16 protein-coding genes and 3 pseudogenes are annotated in these 18,212 nt (G+C 62.1%); 4 read left to right on the top strand and 15 right to left on the bottom strand.

What is annotated here, in order from left to right; translation table 11 throughout:
* Positions 1-6: 6 nt before the first annotated feature.
* From CKW46_RS26605 to CKW46_RS26595, 3 genes are all read right to left on the bottom strand, one after another.
* On the bottom strand, positions 7-1,329 hold the full coding sequence (locus CKW46_RS26605; RefSeq protein WP_117436941.1) for an FtsK/SpoIIIE domain-containing protein: 1,323 nt from the start codon (positions 1,327-1,329) through the stop codon (positions 7-9).
* Positions 1,326-1,748, bottom strand: coding sequence for a hypothetical protein (locus tag CKW46_RS26600; RefSeq protein ID WP_015357254.1), 423 nt, complete (start codon positions 1,746-1,748; stop codon positions 1,326-1,328). The genes CKW46_RS26605 and CKW46_RS26600 overlap by 4 nt, the downstream gene beginning before the upstream one ends.
* A gap of 99 nt (positions 1,749-1,847) precedes the next feature.
* Positions 1,848-2,627 (bottom strand): GntR family transcriptional regulator, encoded by a 780-nt coding sequence (locus CKW46_RS26595; RefSeq protein WP_015357253.1) that lies wholly within the window; start codon positions 2,625-2,627, stop codon positions 1,848-1,850.
* Positions 2,628-2,720: 93 nt separating this feature from the next.
* Between CKW46_RS26595 and CKW46_RS26590 the strand changes: the two genes are divergently transcribed.
* The gene (locus tag CKW46_RS26590; RefSeq protein WP_117436940.1) at positions 2,721-3,149 is read left to right on the top strand and encodes an NUDIX hydrolase; all 429 of its coding nucleotides are present in this window, start codon (positions 2,721-2,723) and stop codon (positions 3,147-3,149) included.
* Positions 3,150-3,162: 13 nt separating this feature from the next.
* On the opposite strand, the gene CKW46_RS26585 is transcribed toward CKW46_RS26590, so the two are convergent.
* The 7 genes and pseudogenes from CKW46_RS26585 to CKW46_RS26555 all read right to left on the bottom strand — a co-directional run bounded on the left by CKW46_RS26585 (position 3,163) and on the right by CKW46_RS26555 (position 9,934).
* Positions 3,163-3,366, bottom strand: a complete 204-nt coding sequence (locus CKW46_RS26585) for a hypothetical protein (RefSeq protein WP_117436939.1) — start codon at positions 3,364-3,366, stop codon at positions 3,163-3,165.
* A 66-nt stretch (positions 3,367-3,432) separates the two neighbouring features.
* Positions 3,433-5,226 carry a type ISP restriction/modification enzyme gene (locus CKW46_RS26580; protein WP_051045837.1) on the bottom strand — a complete coding sequence of 598 codons (1,794 nt, stop codon included), beginning with the start codon at positions 5,224-5,226 and terminating at the stop codon, positions 3,433-3,435.
* 236 nt (positions 5,227-5,462) lie between these two features.
* Positions 5,463-5,888 carry an S-4TM family putative pore-forming effector gene (locus CKW46_RS26575; protein WP_252872545.1) on the bottom strand — a complete coding sequence of 142 codons (426 nt, stop codon included), beginning with the start codon at positions 5,886-5,888 and terminating at the stop codon, positions 5,463-5,465.
* 62 nt (positions 5,889-5,950) lie between these two features.
* Positions 5,951-7,154 (bottom strand): annotated as a pseudogene (locus CKW46_RS26570) (ISAs1-like element IS2404/ISMul1 family transposase).
* A 123-nt stretch (positions 7,155-7,277) separates the two neighbouring features.
* Positions 7,278-7,745, bottom strand: coding sequence for an S-4TM family putative pore-forming effector (locus CKW46_RS26565; RefSeq protein WP_252872566.1), 468 nt, complete (start codon positions 7,743-7,745; stop codon positions 7,278-7,280).
* Between the two features lie 201 nt (positions 7,746-7,946).
* Positions 7,947-8,615: an SMODS domain-containing nucleotidyltransferase gene (locus tag CKW46_RS26560; protein WP_482052589.1), complete on the bottom strand. Its 669-nt coding sequence runs from the start codon at positions 8,613-8,615 to the stop codon at positions 7,947-7,949.
* Positions 8,616-8,803: 188 nt separating this feature from the next.
* Entirely contained in the window at positions 8,804-9,934 is a 1,131-nt protein-coding gene (locus CKW46_RS26555) for a hypothetical protein (protein ID WP_252872568.1), read from the bottom strand.
* Positions 9,935-10,202: 268 nt separating this feature from the next.
* Between CKW46_RS26555 and CKW46_RS26550 the strand changes: the two are divergent.
* Positions 10,203-11,405 (top strand): annotated as a pseudogene (locus CKW46_RS26550) (ISAs1-like element IS2404/ISMul1 family transposase).
* Here the strand turns inward: CKW46_RS26550 and CKW46_RS26545 are convergent.
* Positions 11,371-11,817 (bottom strand): hypothetical protein, encoded by a 447-nt coding sequence (locus tag CKW46_RS26545; protein WP_041299661.1) that lies wholly within the window; start codon positions 11,815-11,817, stop codon positions 11,371-11,373. The pseudogene CKW46_RS26550 and the gene CKW46_RS26545 overlap by 35 nt on opposite strands.
* A gap of 147 nt (positions 11,818-11,964) precedes the next feature.
* Positions 11,965-12,585, bottom strand: a pseudogene (locus tag CKW46_RS26540) (IS30 family transposase); the annotation flags it as partial.
* A 92-nt stretch (positions 12,586-12,677) separates the two neighbouring features.
* Here CKW46_RS26540 and CKW46_RS26535 point away from each other — a divergent pair.
* Entirely contained in the window at positions 12,678-13,331 is a 654-nt protein-coding gene (locus CKW46_RS26535) for a hypothetical protein (protein ID WP_252872519.1), read from the top strand.
* Positions 13,332-13,337: 6 nt separating this feature from the next.
* Here the strand turns inward: CKW46_RS26535 and CKW46_RS26530 are convergent, their stop codons facing one another.
* From CKW46_RS26530 to CKW46_RS26520, 3 genes are all read right to left on the bottom strand, one after another.
* Complete coding sequence (locus CKW46_RS26530) at positions 13,338-14,732, bottom strand: hypothetical protein (RefSeq protein ID WP_482052588.1); 1,395 nt, start codon at positions 14,730-14,732, stop codon at positions 13,338-13,340.
* Between the two features lie 342 nt (positions 14,733-15,074).
* Positions 15,075-15,674, bottom strand: a complete 600-nt coding sequence (locus CKW46_RS26525) for a PIN domain-containing protein (protein WP_117436816.1) — start codon at positions 15,672-15,674, stop codon at positions 15,075-15,077.
* Between the two features lie 30 nt (positions 15,675-15,704).
* Entirely contained in the window at positions 15,705-16,208 is a 504-nt protein-coding gene (locus tag CKW46_RS26520) for a helix-turn-helix domain-containing protein (RefSeq protein ID WP_011738836.1), read from the bottom strand.
* A gap of 716 nt (positions 16,209-16,924) precedes the next feature.
* Here CKW46_RS26520 and CKW46_RS26515 point away from each other — a divergent pair.
* Positions 16,925-18,184: a hypothetical protein gene (locus tag CKW46_RS26515; protein ID WP_117436821.1), complete on the top strand. Its 1,260-nt coding sequence runs from the start codon at positions 16,925-16,927 to the stop codon at positions 18,182-18,184.
* The last annotated feature ends 28 nt before the right edge of the window (positions 18,185-18,212 follow it).

Genomic DNA, 18,212 nt, shown 5'->3' with positions numbered 1-18,212 from the left:
GACCCGTTATTCACTGCGCTGCCCTCCGGCGGTTGTCGATCTTTCGTACTGCCTTGCAGTGGAGCGGATCTGATCGTCAGACCAGTAGTCGGATCGGACCTTGGTCGTATGGCCGTCCTCGGCGATCACGTAGCCGGTACCCGGTCTGTCGGGGCTGATTCGGTGTGCTGCCGCTTTCTCGGCCATGCCGTCACCGAGGACCATCGTGACTTCCTCGCGGGATCGCAGTCGAAGCGCAATGGTCTGGGTAAACAGGCCTCGCATCGGCAGGACTTCCTTGCGAGGGTCTTGCAGGAACGCGGCGACCACGATGCCCAGTGCTCGACCCTTGGTGAGAATCCGTGACAACAAGGCGGCGGCTTCCTTTCGAAGAGCTGGGTCGCTCATGTAGGCGGTCAGCCCTGCCAGCTCGTCGATCAGCAGCACGACCAGCGGTGAGGCCTTGGTCGGACGGTGCTCGCGGGTGAGGCTGGCCATCTCGTTGCCGCGCTTGTCCATCAGCATCTCTAGCCCGGCAAGGGTTGCCACGGCGTCGGTCTCGTTGGTGGCGATCTTGGTGAATAGACCTGCGCCGACTGACAACTCGATGCCGTACTTCAGGTCAATTCCGATCAGATGAACTACTCCGGCGCCGACGGCAGGACCAAGCCCGCAGGCGATGCCCCAGAAGACGGAACCTTTGCCTGCACCCGAGCAGCCCACGGTGAGGGTGTGTCGGCCGCTCAAGGGAAGGATCCAATCGGAACCGTCCTCGCGCCGACCGAGTGTCACCCGTGTTGTTGTCACCGCCATTGGCGGCGCTGCGTGACGTACCGTCGACAACTGCTCCCGCTTGACCAGCTCGATGCGCATCGTCCCCGGCGAGACGACAACCGCCCGCGCCGAATGTGCGCCGGTAGCATCACGGATCGCAGGGACTGCGCGCTCCAGGTCTTCCACGGTTTGTCCCATCCTTGCCCGCACCGTGAGCCGCCGGGTGGTCTGAGACACCTCTGTTCCCAACAGCTTTGGATGAAGCCAGCGGGTCGAAGTGACCTGGCGCCCTTCTTTGTCGCGACGCGTCACCTGTTCGGAGGCGGACAAGCCGCAGCGCTTGCAGAGCCTGCGCCAGGAGATGCACGCCCACAGTCGCCAGCTCAGGAGTGTGGCCGGTGTTGCGAACCGTTCTTCGAACGTCTCGGGTGAGTGCAGTCGCCAGGAGACGAGTGCAACGCCGGCGAGTGCCACGATGATCGCCACCCACAGGCCGAGAGTGGCGAGGAAATTCACGACGTGGTCGAGCCGGAACGGGGTGTCGGGATCGAGCTGTGCGTAGGGATCGGGATTCATGCCGACTCCCGACTTGTCGCTGCGCTCGTGGACGGCTTGCCCGGTGCCCTCATGTCGGAGGCTCGAAACGACCAGGCGATCCGGGAGAAGTCACCCGATTTCTCAACGTAGGGCAGCGCCATGAGACCGTCGAAAACCACTGGGGTAAAGGGTGTTCCGCTGGAATTGGCGGGCGCGGAGGGCTGCGTCGGCGAGGCGAACTTGACCGTCACCGTTCGGCTGCGCTTCGGTGCTGCGGGATCACCGTCGAGTACTTCGACCTGCCACATCGGCAAGCCGGTATCGCGATCCCTTGCCTGCACGCGGTTGTCGCCGGAGGACTTGTCGAAGTCGATCATCGGCGTTATCTCGGATACGAGGAACGCGCCGAGGGCGAACACCTGGTCGTGGCCGATTTGGAGCCATTTGGGGATGGACATTGCTGAGCCTTTCGAGAGAATTGACTAGATGACTACTCAACCTAGTCGTCTAGAGGAGTAGGTCAAGTGTTCGGGCGCGCTTGGTCGTTTCGCGACGTTTCAGCGCGCGGAGAAGTCGTATTCCAGCAGGTAGGCCGATGCCACCTTCACTGTGTCGCACACTTCAACGGCCACGTCCTTGGTGTCATAGGCAGTCCGCACCACTGTTAGAACAGGCGCCCCTGGCGGGAGCTGCAAGGCACGGCGTTCTTCGGGAGTGGGCATTCGGGCGCCGACCTCCTCGGTGAACCGCGCGAGGGTGTGACCAGCCTCTTCAAAGCGCGCGTAGATGCCACCTGGCCCCGTGTCGGTCTGTTCGATCTTGGTGCCCTGCGCGAATGCGACAGGAATGTATGAGGTTGCCGTTTCGACCGGCTTGCCGTCGGCGAGGTAACGTCGGGACCGAACCACCACTTCGTCATCTGCAGTCAGTCGAAGCCGTTCGGCCACAACCGAATCCGGCCTCTCGCGGGAAACGGTGATGTTGTCGACTTGAGGTGTGTGGCCGGACCTCTCCGCTTCGACGGTGAATGCCGCTTTGCCGTTGGCGCGATGTTGCCGGGCGAAGCGATCGGATGCGAGCCGCCTAATTGGGGGAGCGGGGCGCACAAACACCCCGCGACCGTGCTCGGAGATCACCAGGCCTTCGGTGCGCAGTTCTTGCACTGCCTGGCGGACTGTCATCCGCGCGACCCCGAAATACTCGATTAACTCGGCCTCGGAGGGCAGGCGTCCGCCAGCTTCTAGCTCGCCAGAGATGATGGCGCCACGCAACATGCTGGCGATCTGCCGATACGGCGGCTTATCGTCCGCCCGGTCGATCTGGCCAAGTTGCAGCACCTGAGAGCCTTCCACTACATGTCTAGGCGACTAGTCTAGGGAAACGACACGTCTCCTGTCACTAAGGGAGTCGGCCGCAGAGGAGTCTTGCGCATGGCAGCCACACCGAAACATTCGGTCAGCGTCGCCGGCATTGTGGTCCGCGACGACGGTCGCGTTCTAGTCATCAAGCGGGACGACAATGGCCACTGGGAGGCGCCCGGGGGGGTCCTGGAACTGGATGAATCTTTTGAGGCCGGTGTTCAGCGCGAGGTGTTGGAAGAGACAGGGGTTGAGGTCGCCGTCGAACGGCTGACTGGTGTCTATAAGAATCTGGCTCACGGAATCGTCGCGTTGGTGTACCGCTGTCGGCCGCTCGGAGGTGAAGCGCACGCCACTGAGGAGGCGTGCGAAATTCGTTGGATGACAAAAGAAGAAGTGCAGTCGGCGATGGTCCCGGCGTTTGGTGTGCGTGTGCTGGATGCCTTCGAGGAAGCGCCTCAGTCGCGGGCGCATGATGGAGTGAATCTCGTGCGCGTGTGACAGCTCGGGGGCTCTACCTCGGTAGGAATCGCAGTGTCCGCACTCCGGTCTCGGGCACTAGGGTCCAGCCGCCATGTACGGGATCGCCGTTCTCGCGCATCGCTTTCGCTGCGACGAGCAGCACGGTATTGAGACTGCCACGCAAGACCGCGGTCCTGGCCTCGTCGTCGTAGAGCGCCCAGCCTTCGGCGGACTCGCTCAACATGTAAGTCACCATGGCTGGAAGCTATCGCGTTGGACCGACAACAAGTCGTAGTCCGACACATGGCCCAGTCGCCGAGTCCTATCCGATTTCGGCGAGCCCGTCGACAATCTTCATTGTCTCGACCGCGACAGTAGTGACCTTCGCGATGAGGTCGACGATGTACCGCGGGTCGTCGTGCTCGTCGCACCAGTCGTTCGGGTCATTCACGATCCCGGACGCCTTGTCGGTCTTGACCTGGTAGCGGTCGATGATCCAGGCCAGCGCGGAGCGGGAGCCGAGCATGTACCTCTCGGCGTCCTCGGGGATGCCGGTGATCGTGACCTTCGGGTTGTATATCAGCTTCGTGTGGTCATCCACGTTCTTGCTGGTATCGGGGTCCTTCTTCTTGGCCCACTTCAGCTTTGTGACCCGCCACGTCTCGCGATCAGCCAAATCAGCGCCGGGCTTGAGCTGCACGTCGACCGGATAGGGTTCAACGTCTTCGTACCCGACGTGGAGGCCAGACAGAGCCCGGCCGGCAATCGCTAGCTGCTCGAATCGCTCCAGCGTCTCCGGAGTCGGAATGTGCGGCAGCATCTTCTTCAGGTCCGCCGCGTACGTCGATCGGTAGGCCGGGTCATGCAGCAGGCCGTAGACGTAGAAGAAGATGTCGTCTTTGGTGACCTGGTCGCCGACCGCCTCCCGATATAGGCGGAGGATGCCGTCGGTGATGTTGTCGACGCGACTGTAGCCGTACTCGTCTACCTCAGCTGAGCCAGCTGCCAGATCAAGGGTGCTGTCGTCGGGCTCGGCCTTCTCGTAGGTCCAGCGGGGATAGAAATTGGCGGCACCCGCTCCGAGATCGATGATTCGATCGGTCATCAAACACATGAACGGAAGCGCCATGCTGCCGGGGTTTGGTGCATACATTCCGATGTTTGCGTGATGGCGTGTTGGAAACATGGACGTAAGCCCGCCGGGGCGTTCAATAACTGAAGAGTCGAAATAGACGGTCTGGTGGTGGAACGGTCGGTAGATGGCGTCACGATGCGATTCCGGGTTGAATGCCAGCCGAGTTCCCCGTGCTAGCCTCGATTTCAGGCCGTCACTCCAGCTGATGTTGAAGGAGTCAGTGTCGATGAACGCATCAATATTCTGCCTACGATCGGTGATTGACCGCTGCGCGCAGTATCCGTCGAAATGGTCAGCCTGACTGTTATAGGAGTTGACCATGCGACGGACGTTTGCGTTGACTGCCTCGGCCGAGAAGCTATCAACCCACGCATCTCGGTTAGTTTTGAGCCCGCCTGAGAACTTCGCGAAAACGGACGACTCACCGTTCTTGCCGCCAATCACTGGCCAGGCGCTGAAATCGTCGCTGCGCTGGTTGACCCAATCTCCGTCAGCGTTGGGCGTGATGGCTTGCCAGTCAACGGATTCGAGATCGCCAACCGCGACGATCTCCAGTTTCCGCTCGCGGGTCAGGTAGTCGCCGATGTCTCGATAGAAGACTTCGCACGATCCGACGTGTTCGGGATTGCGAACCCCGATGAAGACGGCCACGGTGCTGCGACTACCGGAACCGAATACCTTGCCGCCCTCGCGCCGTGACTGATCCCCGGCGGTTCGCTGGTTCCCCCGCATGTTGTAGACGTAGATCCGGCTGTACTCGTCTGCCAATGTCAAGCGGATACCGTCCGCGGTATTGCTGTCGATCCAACCGCCGTTGGAGACGTACGCAACGATCCCGTGGTCGCCCACGCGGTCGGTTGCCCAGCGGAATGCTCGCAGGTAGGAGTCATAGAGGCTTGTCTTGAACTGAGCTGTCGACCGCGCAGCGTAAGTCGACTCGATCCGCGCATCAAGTGTCGGATACTTCAGGTTGGCATTCAAGTCGTTGGCACGGTCCTGCCCTCCCGAGTACGGCGGTTCCGTACATGGTTTCGGCGTGTTGCAGACCGCGGCGCGTTTTCCACGCGCAGCGGACTGTCGAAGCTCCCCCGCACAGCGATCGGAACTTGGTCTTGCCGTACCAGCCAGTCGCCCACAACGTTCCACCACCTGGTGTGTGGACGAGCGTGACTGGGCAAACCCGATCTCAATTATTCTCGTACTGGCCTGACAGCCGCTCATAGCTCCGCTGCCGCGGAGTTCATCGCCTCCTCGTTCTTCCGTCGAGTCCGTGCGTAGATGAGGTCGGGCACCAACGGTGCTGAGCGTCGCAGGCTGTAGAGGCGTTCCTGCCAGACGAGCAGATCCTCGTCGTTGAGCGGGTTGTCTCTGGTACCGCGTACGGCGTGTTCAATGTCATCGGCCATCGAGCGCCGGTCGGCGCACGCCTGCGTAGACGACCGCAACTGCTCACCGATGTCTAGGCAGGCCGGCAGCAGCGGTGCTGCCACACCAAGCAGAAACGTCGTCAGGCTGGTACCGATAATCATGCTGGTCATCACAATGACAACCGTCCAGACGACCAACACTGTCAGCCAGTAACGAGCGTTGAGGCGCTGCAGCCGTTCGGAATAGGCCGCGTTTGCCCGCTGCGCTATAGCCACGCACACCGTTCCTGCGGCGCCGCGATCCAGCGGGTACCAGCCCAGGGCTCCGGCGTTGTTGATTAGCAGGCTTGTGAGCTGGGGAATTGTGGATTGAGGAGGTCTAGGCGGCGGTTGGCGGTCAAAGCGGTGATCCGGCAGGCTTCGGCGATGTTGTCGGCGCCGTTGAGGCGGTGCAGATTGATCGCGGTGTTGCGTAGCGTTGCTAGGACCTGTGCGCCGTTTCCGGTATGTGCCCTTTGACGGTCTTCGTCGAAGGTGACGTCGCGTATCCAGTGCAGGCTGTTCTCGATTCCCCAGTGTTGACGCATCCAGGTCATGATCGCGGTAGGGCGGGCGTGCTCGAACGGCAGGCTGCAGATGGCATAGACCACCTCCACGCTGCGCTGGTCGGTGGCGGTGATCAAGCGTTCACGAGTGATCCGGATGATTTGTTTTGCGTAGGGGAAGCCGATTCCTCGTACAGCGGTGATGATTTGCAGGGTGCGGGTCTCGACACGGCCGTGGCCGCGGGAGTCGTCGGTAGCGGCTGCGGGCACCTCGGCCCAGGGCAGCGCGGTGATACGCGCAAGTATTTTGGCTTGGTTGGACTTGACGATCATCAGGTAGTGCGACTTCAAGGTGGCGCAGATCAACTTCGCGGTGACGACCTGGGTATGCATCGCATCCACGGTGACCAGCCACCGCAAGCTACCCGGCAGCAGCGTGAGCAGGGCACGTACGCAGGGAATTTCATTGCTTTTCTCGGCGACAGCGAGTTGACCGAGCACCAATCGGGCACGGTGGGCGAACACCGACACGAGATGCGTGGCTGTCGCTTTGGCGCGTAAAGGCACCACGCAGCATCTTGCCGTCCAACGCGATCGGCACCAATCCACTGGGGTCGCTGCTGGCCACGTGTGCAGTGAAGTAACTGCCCATCCTGGCGTTGAGGTCGGCGGGGTCTAGCCGAGACAAAACAGCGCGGAAGGTCTTCTCACTGGGCCGCCGGAACCGGACCCCTAATTAGGCCAACACATCATCGGGAGCGGTGGCCGCCCATGTAGCAAAACCAGCATAGCCGCGCATCCCCGCGGCAGTGGCCAGAACCGCGATCGCCAACAAAGCCATCAGCGAATACCTCCGACCGCGTGGGTCCCTCGGGTCTGGCACCGAGGCCAACACATCGAGAAACTCCGATCCGATGAGCTCGCTGCGCTCACCAGGACTCCAGCGGTCGAACACCTCTGGAACCGACGACACAGGCAATACTGAAACGGTAGGCACGGGCAACTCCAGACCAACGACGAACAGTAACCAACTCGATCGTTCTCCAGATAGCCCGTGCCTACACTCCGGCCCCAATAGCGCGGCACCAAAGATCATCAACACAGCTCACAAGCCTGCTAATCAACAACGCCGGAGCCCTGGGTACCAGCCCAGGAGACCGCCCTGCTTGGCGCGGTCCAGCACCTCTGTATCCGAGCCAGCGAGCTCGGCGACATCTTCAGGGGTGGGGCGCGGTACTCTCGTAGCCAGCGGCGGCATGTCGAAGACGAGCCTGTCGAAATCTTCCTGGACCGCCGCGCCCTGAGCGGCGAGTTTCCCCTCGAAAGCTTTGAAGATGGTGCGCGACAGGAAGATCCAGACGCCAGCGACCGCTCCCACCACAACCGCGGCTTTGGGAAAGAAAACTGCCAACGGCGGTGCCACTATGCCCATCACGCTAAACCCGATCCACCGCAGGTAAGTCCAGCGCTTCGCCTTTGCATACAGGGCTCGCTGGGCAATCAACAGTCGCAGCGCCCCCTGGGAGTCCTGCGTGGCGGCTATATCGGCGGCGGCAGGGGCCGTATAGTCGTGGTCTTCGGTGTCCATCTGCGCACCCTGTTATCCGTAGGTCGGAAATTTCATACCGGAAACATTGCGCCACAGTGAAATCGCCTCACTGTGCTTGTCCGTACATGCCTTCAGCCACGCGCTACGCGCGGTGTTGGTGGCGCTTGCGAGCTGGGCTGTGATCGCCTGCCTTTGTTCGTAGTTGAGATACCCAGAGACGTCTTGACCTGCGTGCCAGCATCAGTGGATCTCCGACTGCGCAAGCTCGAACCACTTGAAGATAGGCCAACTATAATCGTCCCACGATGTCGATAGTTTAAGCGCGATCACTTCGAGGTGATAGCTCTGCAGCTTAACCGGCTGACGCCGATTCCAGTGTTTCAGCATCGTGATCACTCGCCGGAAGCGGGACCCCCGAGCCGTAACCGCCGCGGCGATGTCGCTGCTGTGCTGGGGAGGGTTGGTCGGCAACCAGATCTCGCGTTTCATGTCGGGAATTTCGTACCCTGTGACCTTCCCATTGTTATCGTTCACTCGTAACGCTGGGACAACATCGATGTTGGGCCAGGACTGGAAGCTAACCGTGACGGCTTGTCCGTTACGCCGTCCTGCCCCTGCCTGCCCGGTCCCCAAAGCATTTTTCACCGCGAGCAGCACCTGCGACGGTCGGCGGTCCTTGATGTGTTTGCCGTAGTGGAGCACCGCCATCACGTCGACGTCCGCATGCTCCTTTAGCGCGGTGTACCGCGGGATTGAACCGAAGGCTATCGCCTCCAGTACCTCGATGCCGTTGTTGCGCAACCGGTCTAACACCGAGTCTCGACGCGCATTCGCCGTTGTGCGATGGTCTCCAGGTAGATTAACTTCCTCGTGGAAGCGGGCGAACGCCGCTTCAGTAGTCCAAGCCATATCACTCCATCGTCAGTGCCGACGGCCGACCCATCGCTGCCCTGGCGGTCAACGGATGACGGCTGGAACAAACCCTAGTGGCCCCCACCGACACGCTGATGTTGGTCGACGGCACCCCGTCGCGCCGGTTGGCACGCGTCGTCGTGGTCGATCTGAATCGTCGAACCGGCCGCTTGTTCCTTGGACGGCTACACCATGCTCGCTGGGTGCCACCCGAACATCGCCCGGTGAAACTTCGCTCGTTCGGGTGGCTCAGGATCAACGTGTCCCAGCGGCACTTCAACGCACCCCAGGAATCGGCTCGGAGCTGGAGCGCGATCCTCCTCGTCGGTCACGGTTTCATCGGTCGACTCTTTCGCTGCGGCAGCTTGCTCGGCGGCGATCATGGTGTTGGGTTTGTTGCAGAGGATCAGTCGCGTGAACGCTTCGACGTACTCCAAAGCTGCTCCCATCAGAGTGAACCCAGCAGTGGCCAAATCGGCGGACATTACTTGGGGGCCGAAGGGCGAAATGGGTTCTGCCATCCACACTCCGAGGTCGTCGTAGTGGGACTGGTCCAGATTCCCAGCTTCAGGTGCGAAATGCTGTATCCCGCCTAGCATCAGCGCGGCATTAGTGGCGTTCCCATATTGCCGTCCGGGCTGCGGCACGACCTGGAGGATGCCGTCGTGGATGTGGTTGCGCAGGTGTTTGCAGACCCAAGCGTATTTCTGTAAGCGGATCACATCGTCGAGCAACGTTTCGTCATACTGCTTCTGGACCAGCTTGTTAACGAAGTCGCGTGAGTCCAGTGACCGGTTTCGAATGGTTTTGTGATCCTTCGACGTGTCGAGCAGCCATGCGTACAGGCGTCCGTAGATGTCGAATGCTGCTGCAAGGTAGAGGAGTTGACGATCGAACGCCTCAGCGGCTGTCTCGACTACGTCGCTCCTGCGTTTGTCCAAAGGGTTGGACAAGGCGGCGAGCATGTGGTCCAGCGCACATGCTGCGCGGGCCAACCGGATGAGGATCGAATTGAAAGCCTCGGCGCACACGGGACCACCTTGCGCGGCCGCGGCATGTGCCGCGGCGAAGTCGAAGAACGTCATCGCGCTGGTAACGCCCCACAGGTACGAGTTCACGATGGTTCCCGTCGACTCGGTCGTCTCCCACGCGCCGCCACCCAGGAGTTGACCGCGCTCTATGGCCACGACCGGGTTCGAGGTGACTCGCAAATAGTGCCCGATGAGGGCAACCGCGTCGTCGGGAGTTACCGTGACGACGATGTCGTTGTCTCCGACATCTGTGCGCCCGGCGACGGCCCGATTGGTGACGATCACGTCGATCTCTACGGCTCCGGCGCCGGCGGCGTAGGCAGCGGCGGTGTGGCGTTCATCGAGGCATAGAACAGGCGCGTCGGCAGGAGCGGTCTGCTCGTCGAACTGCTGGAAAATCGGGAAGAACCCAGGGCTCCGGCGTTGTTGATTAGCAGGCTTGTGAGCTGGGTTGATGATCTTTGGTGCCGCGCTATTGGGGCCGGAGTGTAGGCACGGGCTATCTGGAGAACGATCGAGTTGGTTACTGTTCGTCGTTGGTCTGGAGTTGCCCGTGCCTACCGTTTCAGTATTGCCTGTGTCGTCGGTTCCAGAGGTGTTCGACCGCTGGAGTCCTGGTGAGCGCAGCGAGCTCATCGGATCGGAGTTTCTCGATGTGTTGGCCTCGGTGCCAGACCCGAGGGACCCACGCGGTCGGAGGTATTCGCTGATGGCTTTGTTGGCGATCGCGGTTCTGGCCACTGCCGCGGGGATGCGCGGCTATGCTGGTTTTGCTACATGGGCGGCCACCGCTCCCGATGATGTGTTGGCCTAATTAGGGGTCCGGTTCCGGCGGCCCAGTGAGAAGACCTTCCGCGCTGTTTTGTCTCGGCTAGACCCCGCCGACCTCAACGCCAGGATGGGCAGTTACTTCACTGCACACGTGGCCAGCAGCGACCCCAGTGGATTGGTGCCGATCGCGTTGGACGGCAAGATGCTGCGTGGTGCTTTACGCGCCAAAGCGACAGCCACGCATCTCGTGTCGGTGTTCGCCCACCGTGCCCGATTGGTGCTCGGTCAACTCGCTGTCGCCGAGAAAAGCAATGAAATTCCCTGCGTACGTGCCCTGCTCACGCTGCTGCCGGGTAGCTTGCGGTGGCTGGTCACCGTGGATGCGATGCATACCCAGGTCGTCACCGCGAAGTTGATCTGCGCCACCTTGAAGTCGCACTACCTGATGATCGTCAAGTCCAACCAAGCCAAAATACTTGCGCGTATCACCGCGCTGCCCTGGGCCGAGGTGCCCGCAGCCGCTACCGACGACTCCCGCGGCCACGGCCGTGTCGAGACCCGCACCCTGCAAATCATCACCGCTGTACGAGGAATCGGCTTCCCCTACGCAAAACAAATCATCCGGATCACTCGTGAACGCTTGATCACCGCCACCGACCAGCGCAGCGTGGAGGTGGTCTATGCCATCTGCAGCCTGCCGTTCGAGCACGCCCGCCCTACCGCGATCATGACCTGGATGCGTCAACACTGGGGAATCGAGAACAGCCTGCACTGGATACGCGACGTCACCTTCGACGAAGACCGTCAAAGGGCACATACCGGAAACGGCGCACAGGTCCTAGCAACGCTACGCAACACCGCGATCAATCTGCACCGCCTCAACGGCGCCGACAACATCGCCGAAGCCTGCCGGATCACCGCTTTGACCGCCAACCGCCGCCTAGACCTCCTCAATCCACAATTCCCCAGCTCACAAGCCTGCTAATCAACAACGCCGGAGCCCTGGGGAAGAACCGCGCAACCGACCAGCCTTCCTCCGATTCGGTATTCGTCGTGATGTGGAACTCCGCCGCGTCCATGAATCGGCCGGCGTCGGTGACCGTGGTGAAGTCAACAGTGTGTAGCATCGGCTTATCCAGAAGCGTCGACCATGCATCTGGAGGCTGATCCATCCCCTTCGGCATCAGCAGGTGGACTTGGATCTCGTCGCGGGTGAGGAAGCCAGTGAGGTAGCCATCCGCAGGAGGCTGCGGGATCGACTCGACGTCGATGCCGAGCCTCATTGGCCGCGTCTCGGGCCGTATTGGAAACAAGGGAGTGGTCTTCTCCGTGACCGGCGGCCGCACGTAACGCATGAACCGCTTGTTGGGACGGCCCTGAGGGATCCTGATCGTCATCCCAGCATCGTCGCACCGCAGTATGACAACTCAACCCAGCATTGTCGGTCAGGCTGTCGCACCTGCAATCAGACTTCACGCCCACACGAGGTTGCCCATGTCAGCGGCACGTGAATTCTGACCCCGGCGCGGCAAGGTGGCTTCCAGTCAACGTCGCAACAGTTGATGGTCTGGTGAGCTTAGCAGCGCGGTGAAAAGTTTGGCGGGACTGCGGTCTTCGAGGGTGTGGCGGGGGCGGTTATTGATCTCATATTCGACAGCGCGCAGATGGTCGGGTGTGTGGGTGCTTAGGCTGGTGCCCTTGGGAAAATATTGGCGTAGCAGCCCGTTGGCGTTTTCGTTGCTGCCGCGCTGCCACGGCGAGCGGGAGTCGCAAAAGTAGACCGGTACGCCGAGGTCCGCGGTGATGTCGGTGTGCCGGGCCATTTCGATGCCCTGATCCCAGGTGATCGATCGGATCAGGTTTGATGGCAGGTCACCCAAGGTCGCGGCGATTGCGATGCGCAGGGAGTCGGCGTCACGGGCGGGAAGGTGCATCAGTCGAATCAGCCGGGTCTGGCGCTCGACGAGGGTGCCGATCGCCGAGCGCTGGTTCTTGCCGAGGATGAGGTCGCCTTCCCAGTGTCCTGGCTGACTGCGGTCGGCGGGGGCGAATGGCCGCTGGTGGATCGACAACATCGGCTGGGCGAACCATGGGCGACGCCGGCCCGGCCGCTGGTGCGCGCGGCGATGGGTCCTGCCGGTGCGCAATGGGCCGCGGTCACGTGATCACCGCTGAGGCCGTACCTCTGCTTCAACCCGTCCTGCGCCTCCAAGCAGCACTCGCGGATGCTCCGCGGTCCGACCCCGAAGCCGTGATCATGGCCGCGGTTCGCGCCATTGAGCACTGCAACAGGTGGGCGGCTCCTCTCGCGGGCCACAAGTGGTACGCGTTCGTCGCCGAGTACTTCTTCGACGAGTACACCGTCACTTCGTTCGCCAACCGCGCAGTTCGCGACGTATTCGCCGCGGTCGTGCAGCACGTTCCCGATCGTTCACCGGGTGCTCGGATCCCCGCGGAGTTGCTGACTATCCGCGAAGACATCACGGATGGTAGCTGGGGCTTCCGCATCAACCGGCAGAAGACTTTGGACCACGTGGCCGTGCTGAAACGGATATACGCCGATCACTGGCTATCCCGCCAGCTCAACGAGACCGACGACATTTTGTCCTCGGGCGCTTCTCTCGGTGGAGCGTTCGCGATCGAGCAGCAGCGCCTTGAGAACCGGATAGCCAGGCTCACGCGGTCGCGCAACGCGGCGATTCACGGAGGGCCGTTGTCGTCGGCTGCCTGCGACAGCATCGCCGACTTCGCCACAGTCATTGCGCAGAAAGCGCTGTACACAGCGGTGCGTGCGACGGTCGCCGGGCAGGCGGTCGACGTCTACGCCAGCAAGCAGCGGGATGAGTACCGCCAGCGCAGCCAGAACCTCGCGTCGGGTGGCGATCTGAAGAACCTGTTCACCCTCATCTAGAGTCGGTCAGTCCTCCGGCTCGGCGTTGTAGAAGTCGTCGAGGGTCCACACTTCCGCTGCGACCGTCAGCTGCTCGGTTTTCGTTCGGGTGCCACGGCGGTCCATCGCACTGGAGGTCATCTCCACGGCGATCTCCTCGGGTGCGTTTCTACCGGCGACGATGGTCAGTGTGAAGTCGCCAGACTGCTCGCGCGGCCGGAGGTCACCGACGTTCCACGCGACCTCGAAAACGCCACCCTTGTCGGAGACGGACCCGGCATGCGGGAAGAAGTCGGGGACCTGCGCCCTGGTCATCCCGGCGAGAGCGTTCTCACGCATCTGGTCCAGCGGGTCCGGCCACTTCGGCAGCGGGGGAAGGTCACGGACATTCGGCGGGCAGGTGCGGACCAGAACCCCGCCCTTGCGGATGCGGACCGTCAACTGCAGACCGGAGACCGGGTCGTCGGTATCGTTGCCGACCTGGAAGCACACTGTGTTCGCTTCATCGTCGTTGACGATCTGGCGGAGCACGTGGTCCATCAGCCGGCTGCGCAGCCTGGTGAGGTAGTCGCCGACCCGGCGGTCGAACTCCCCGGCGTCCTTTGGGTCGGCGTACCGGAGCATCCCCAGCGGCCCGGTGATGTCACCGAGGGAGCTGAACGTGTCGTACGCGGTCCAGGCCGGACGAGCCGGATTGGGCTGTGGCTTGGGGCGTGGAGGTGGCCGATCCGGGGGCTTGCCGCTGTTGGCCCGGACGTACGTCTCATGCCGACGCAGCCAGTCCTCAAGGTCCTCCCGCTCGATGCTGAGGCGGATGAGCGGGTCCGCGGTGGCCGTCAGCGTCAGGTCCAGTTCTGGCCGCTGCGCGCCCTGCAGGAGACGGCGGCCGAGCATCTCAATCTCCTTGGGACCCGCCGGCGCCGTGCGCCCTGCCCCGCGGTGGAAGACGATCCCGGCGTGGTACTTGTCGTACTGCTTCTGCAGGGTGTGCTGCGGGTCGCCGGGCTCAGGCGCTTCGACGACCACGACGAGCACCTCGACGCCTTCGAATCGGACCGTGCGCGGCGTGAACCGAGGGGTGGATGCGTACGTCTTGATCCCCGGCGTGAGGTCGGCGTGGTCGACGGCAGGGATTCCAGCCGCGGCGCCGGGTTCCACGCCCACGACCATGTAGGCGACGCCGCCGTATTGGGGCCTAGCATCGTCGACGGACCGGTTGGCGAACCCGAGGACCGCCTTGGCTACCGCGAACTTGCCCGCAGCGACGCTGAGGTCGAGGGTGCTCTTCCACTCCAACCAGTTCGTCTCCTGGGCCTCGGGCCGGGAGCCGTGGATCGCTGCGACGAGGCGAAGAAGCTCGTCGTCGGTGCGAAGCGCACGGGTCGTGTCGATGTCGCTCAGCGTGATCGGCCGCGGATCCACCGGATTAGCGTATTGCTCGGTGGCGACAGCTCTGGGCGGCACGCGGCATGATCTCGCCGGGGTGTAGGCAACCGGGTGGGTACCGGTGCGTTGATCGCGCAAGGGCCAGCCGCGCGGACTCCGATGAGCACTACGTCCTCGACCCGTGCGACGGGGTCCTCGGCGTGGTTGGCCGCCGCCAGCAGCGGTTCGATTGGCTCCGCGGCGAACCGTCTGCTGGGCGGCCCCACGTTCTAATTGCATAAATACGGGTCATGTACTCGGTGGATAGTTTGATTCGTCTGGTTTTTGTCCGGTCTTCGGTGTGTGAATTTCAGTCGCGTGAAGTTGATTGAGGTTTGGTCAGCCCGGGCACCGGATGTCTTCCGCCAGCAGCGGCAGCAGAATTTCGGCGACCTCGGTCATGTTGTGCCGTGTCACCAGCAGCTCAAGGATCTGTTCCGGGGTCTGCCGCGGGTTGGTTCGGCGATTCGACATCTCTCGCAACGCCCGTACTCCTGCATGCGGGTGTGCTGACACTGTGTTCGCGGCGAACTGATGTGGGTGCACGGTCTCGATATCGGCCTCCACGAGCACGCGTGCTGTGCTGAACCCGGCCCGGCCATCGTCGGTGACGATGGCGTCGGCTTTGCCGATGATCGCGGCGTGGGCGACGTGGCCGTCATCGGGATCATTGAGGCCGTAGCTGTAGTCGCGGTCTTTGGATGCGTGAACCTCTGAGCCAGGAAATGCAGCCTTCAGCTGGTCGAAAAGGTGCTGACGGCGACTAGCGCTATCGGTGATTCCCCCCTTGTCGTGCAGGCCGGCCAGTACGTAGTCCAGCTCGAAGAGAATCCCAGATCCCCAGACAGGCGCGTACGCCTCCTCGGCGGCCAACTGCAGCAAGAAGTCACGCTGAAGGCTCGGCACGAGGGCACAGGTGTCGAGGACAGCGCGATACACGTGGGCGAGTCTTTCAAACGCCGCAGAAAGTCAACGCTTGCGTTTCGCCTCGGCGAGTAACTCGGCGACTTCGTCGGCATTGGCATCCGCGAACTCCGCCGAGCTTTCGCTGATGAACCGGTTGCGCCGGGCGTGAAGCTCCTCGCGGTAGGCAAGGACATCGGCAAGCCGCAGCTTGCGTCGCACCGCGCCAGGCACGTGCGCGTCTAATTCGCCGTTCTGGATGAGGCGAACCACCGTGGGGCGGCTGAGGCCGAGGATCTCGGCGGCCTGCTGGGTGGAGATTTCCTGGTCGCGGGTCAGGATGCTGATCGACTGGCCGTGGCTGAGGGCGTGGGCGGCACGCTTGAGGACCTCGTGAAGCTGTTCGGTCAGTTCGACGCGGTCATGTTCGCTCGCACCGGACAGGAAAAAGGCAGGCTCAGGAGAGGTCCCGTGACGGGCCTCGTGCGCCTCGATGAAGCTGAGTACATCGGCAAGCCCATTGGCATCAGCCGGAACCGGGTTAACAATCTCCGCGGAGGCGCTGCTCATGGGTCTCACTTCCTTTCATCTCACCATCGGAACGAAGCTAAGCGTAGCATAGTTACGAAAGTTACGAAAAGGGTGGCAGGCTGGGCTCTGCATCGCAATGTTGATTTCCCGAGGCTAATCGTAGGTAACTCGTTCGGCGCCAGCAGCTTTCAGTAGCTGGTCTCGTGCTTCACATAAGCTGTCGATAGCGGACTTCAAGTCGAGAGCGGCATCGGCCAGTTGGTGGCGCCCCGCAGGATTACCGTGTGAAGCAAGCAGTGCGGTCGCTGAGCGGAGTCTGTCCACATAGAGCAGCGCATCGACGGTGTATTGAGCGGTCCGCATTGGGGTGGCACCACCTGACCGTTGGAGGTGGTTACTCATGAGCGCTCTCCAGTCGTCAATGATGCGCCTATCGAAGCCGTGCAGTGCGTTGAGCACCCAACGTTGCCAGGCTGGCGGCCGTCGTTGCAGTGAACGGGAATGTGGTGATGGAGAGGCCATGTTCAAACCCTAAGATCCGTACTCGCCGTATCGCTACACCCGAACGAATTAGGTTTGACGGGCGCTGAGCTGAATTCCAACGCCAGCGAGCCGCGACGTTATTAGAGTGCCGTCCAGCGACACCGGCGCGGGTAGCTTCTTGATCGTTCGCGTCCCGTCAGGGCGCGCCGGTAGCGTCTATCGGCAAGGCAAGCCGAGTGGCTGCCCAATGGTCTCGATTCAACGGAGAAAAGATGGGCAACGAGATCGAATTGGTTACCGACGGCGATGGTTTGGCCGTGATCGGTAACTCAGCCGATGTTGAGCGCTTCTTGCTTGACCATGGCCTCGACCGGGCGCCCTCGAAGGTTCTGGATGCTCGCCGTCTTTCGTCGTTCGTGGGCACGGGTGGGACGGCGATGCAAGTCGGCTCGGAAGTTGCCACAAACTCGGGACGCTGGGTCAAGCTGACTGCTGAGTCCGCGCAGGCCGTCAAGCAATACGGGCTGATGGCGACCGAGACCCCCGGTGTCAGTCACGCGATGATCGGCAAGCCCGGTGAGATCAAGCAGTGGCTTCAGATCGCTCAGGCCCCGACGAAGCTGCTTAGTGGTCCGTTGGCCTTGTCAGCGGTGTCAACGATGTTGCAACAACAGGCGATGCAACAGCAGATGGACCAGATCGTGGAGTATCTCCAAGAGATCAACGAGAAGGTCGATGACATCCTGCGTACACAGAAGGACGCGGCTTTGGCGGAGATGATCGGCGTCGACCTAGCCATAGAGGAAGCGCTCGCCGTGCGCGACCAGGTTGGGCGGGTTTCGGAGATCACTTGGTCGAAGATCCAGTCGGGCTCATTCGTGCTCGCGCGGACGCAGGCATATGCCATACGCCAACTTGAAGCCATCGCCGAGACTCTGGAGAAGAAGGCCGACCTCGGCAAGATTGCCAAGGCCACCAAGGAGGCGGAGCCGAAGGTGCGCGAGTGGCTGGCGGTCATCGCGCGCTGCTTCCAGCTCCACGACGGGTTAGCCGTGCTGGAACTCGATCAGGTGCTCGATTCCGCTCCCGAGGATCTCAACAGTCACCGCCTGGGCCTGATTGAGGCCCGTCAGAAGCGGCTGGGCCTCATCTCGAGCAGCACCGCCCGCTTACTGACCCAAATGAACGAGACGGTCCGCGGCGCGAACTCCAAAGTACTGCTCAATCCACGCGACGCGCCTGTGGCCGTGCGGTCGAGCAACGAGATTGCGACGGATGTGGTGGCTTTTCGCGACCGCCTTGGCATCGAGTCGGGCGACGCGGCGACCGATGCGAGGCGGTGGCGCCAGGCCGTCGGCGAAGCCTTGGACAAAGCGCGGGCAACGGGAACAGGGGGTGTCGCGACAGCCAAAGACAAGGCCACGGATTTGGCCGACGCGGCCAAGGACAGAGCAATCGATCTAACCGGTGCTGCCAAGGACAAGACCGCCGAACTGAAAGGCGTCTTCCAGGCATTCTTACGCCGAAGGTGAGTATCGCGCGGCCAATAAGCGGTCGGCG

Origin of the sequence: Mycobacterium liflandii (assembly GCF_022354805.1) — a bacterium.
Classification (GTDB): Bacteria; Actinomycetota; Actinomycetes; order Mycobacteriales; family Mycobacteriaceae; genus Mycobacterium; species Mycobacterium marinum.
This window is presented reverse-complemented; position numbering and strand designations above follow the sequence as displayed.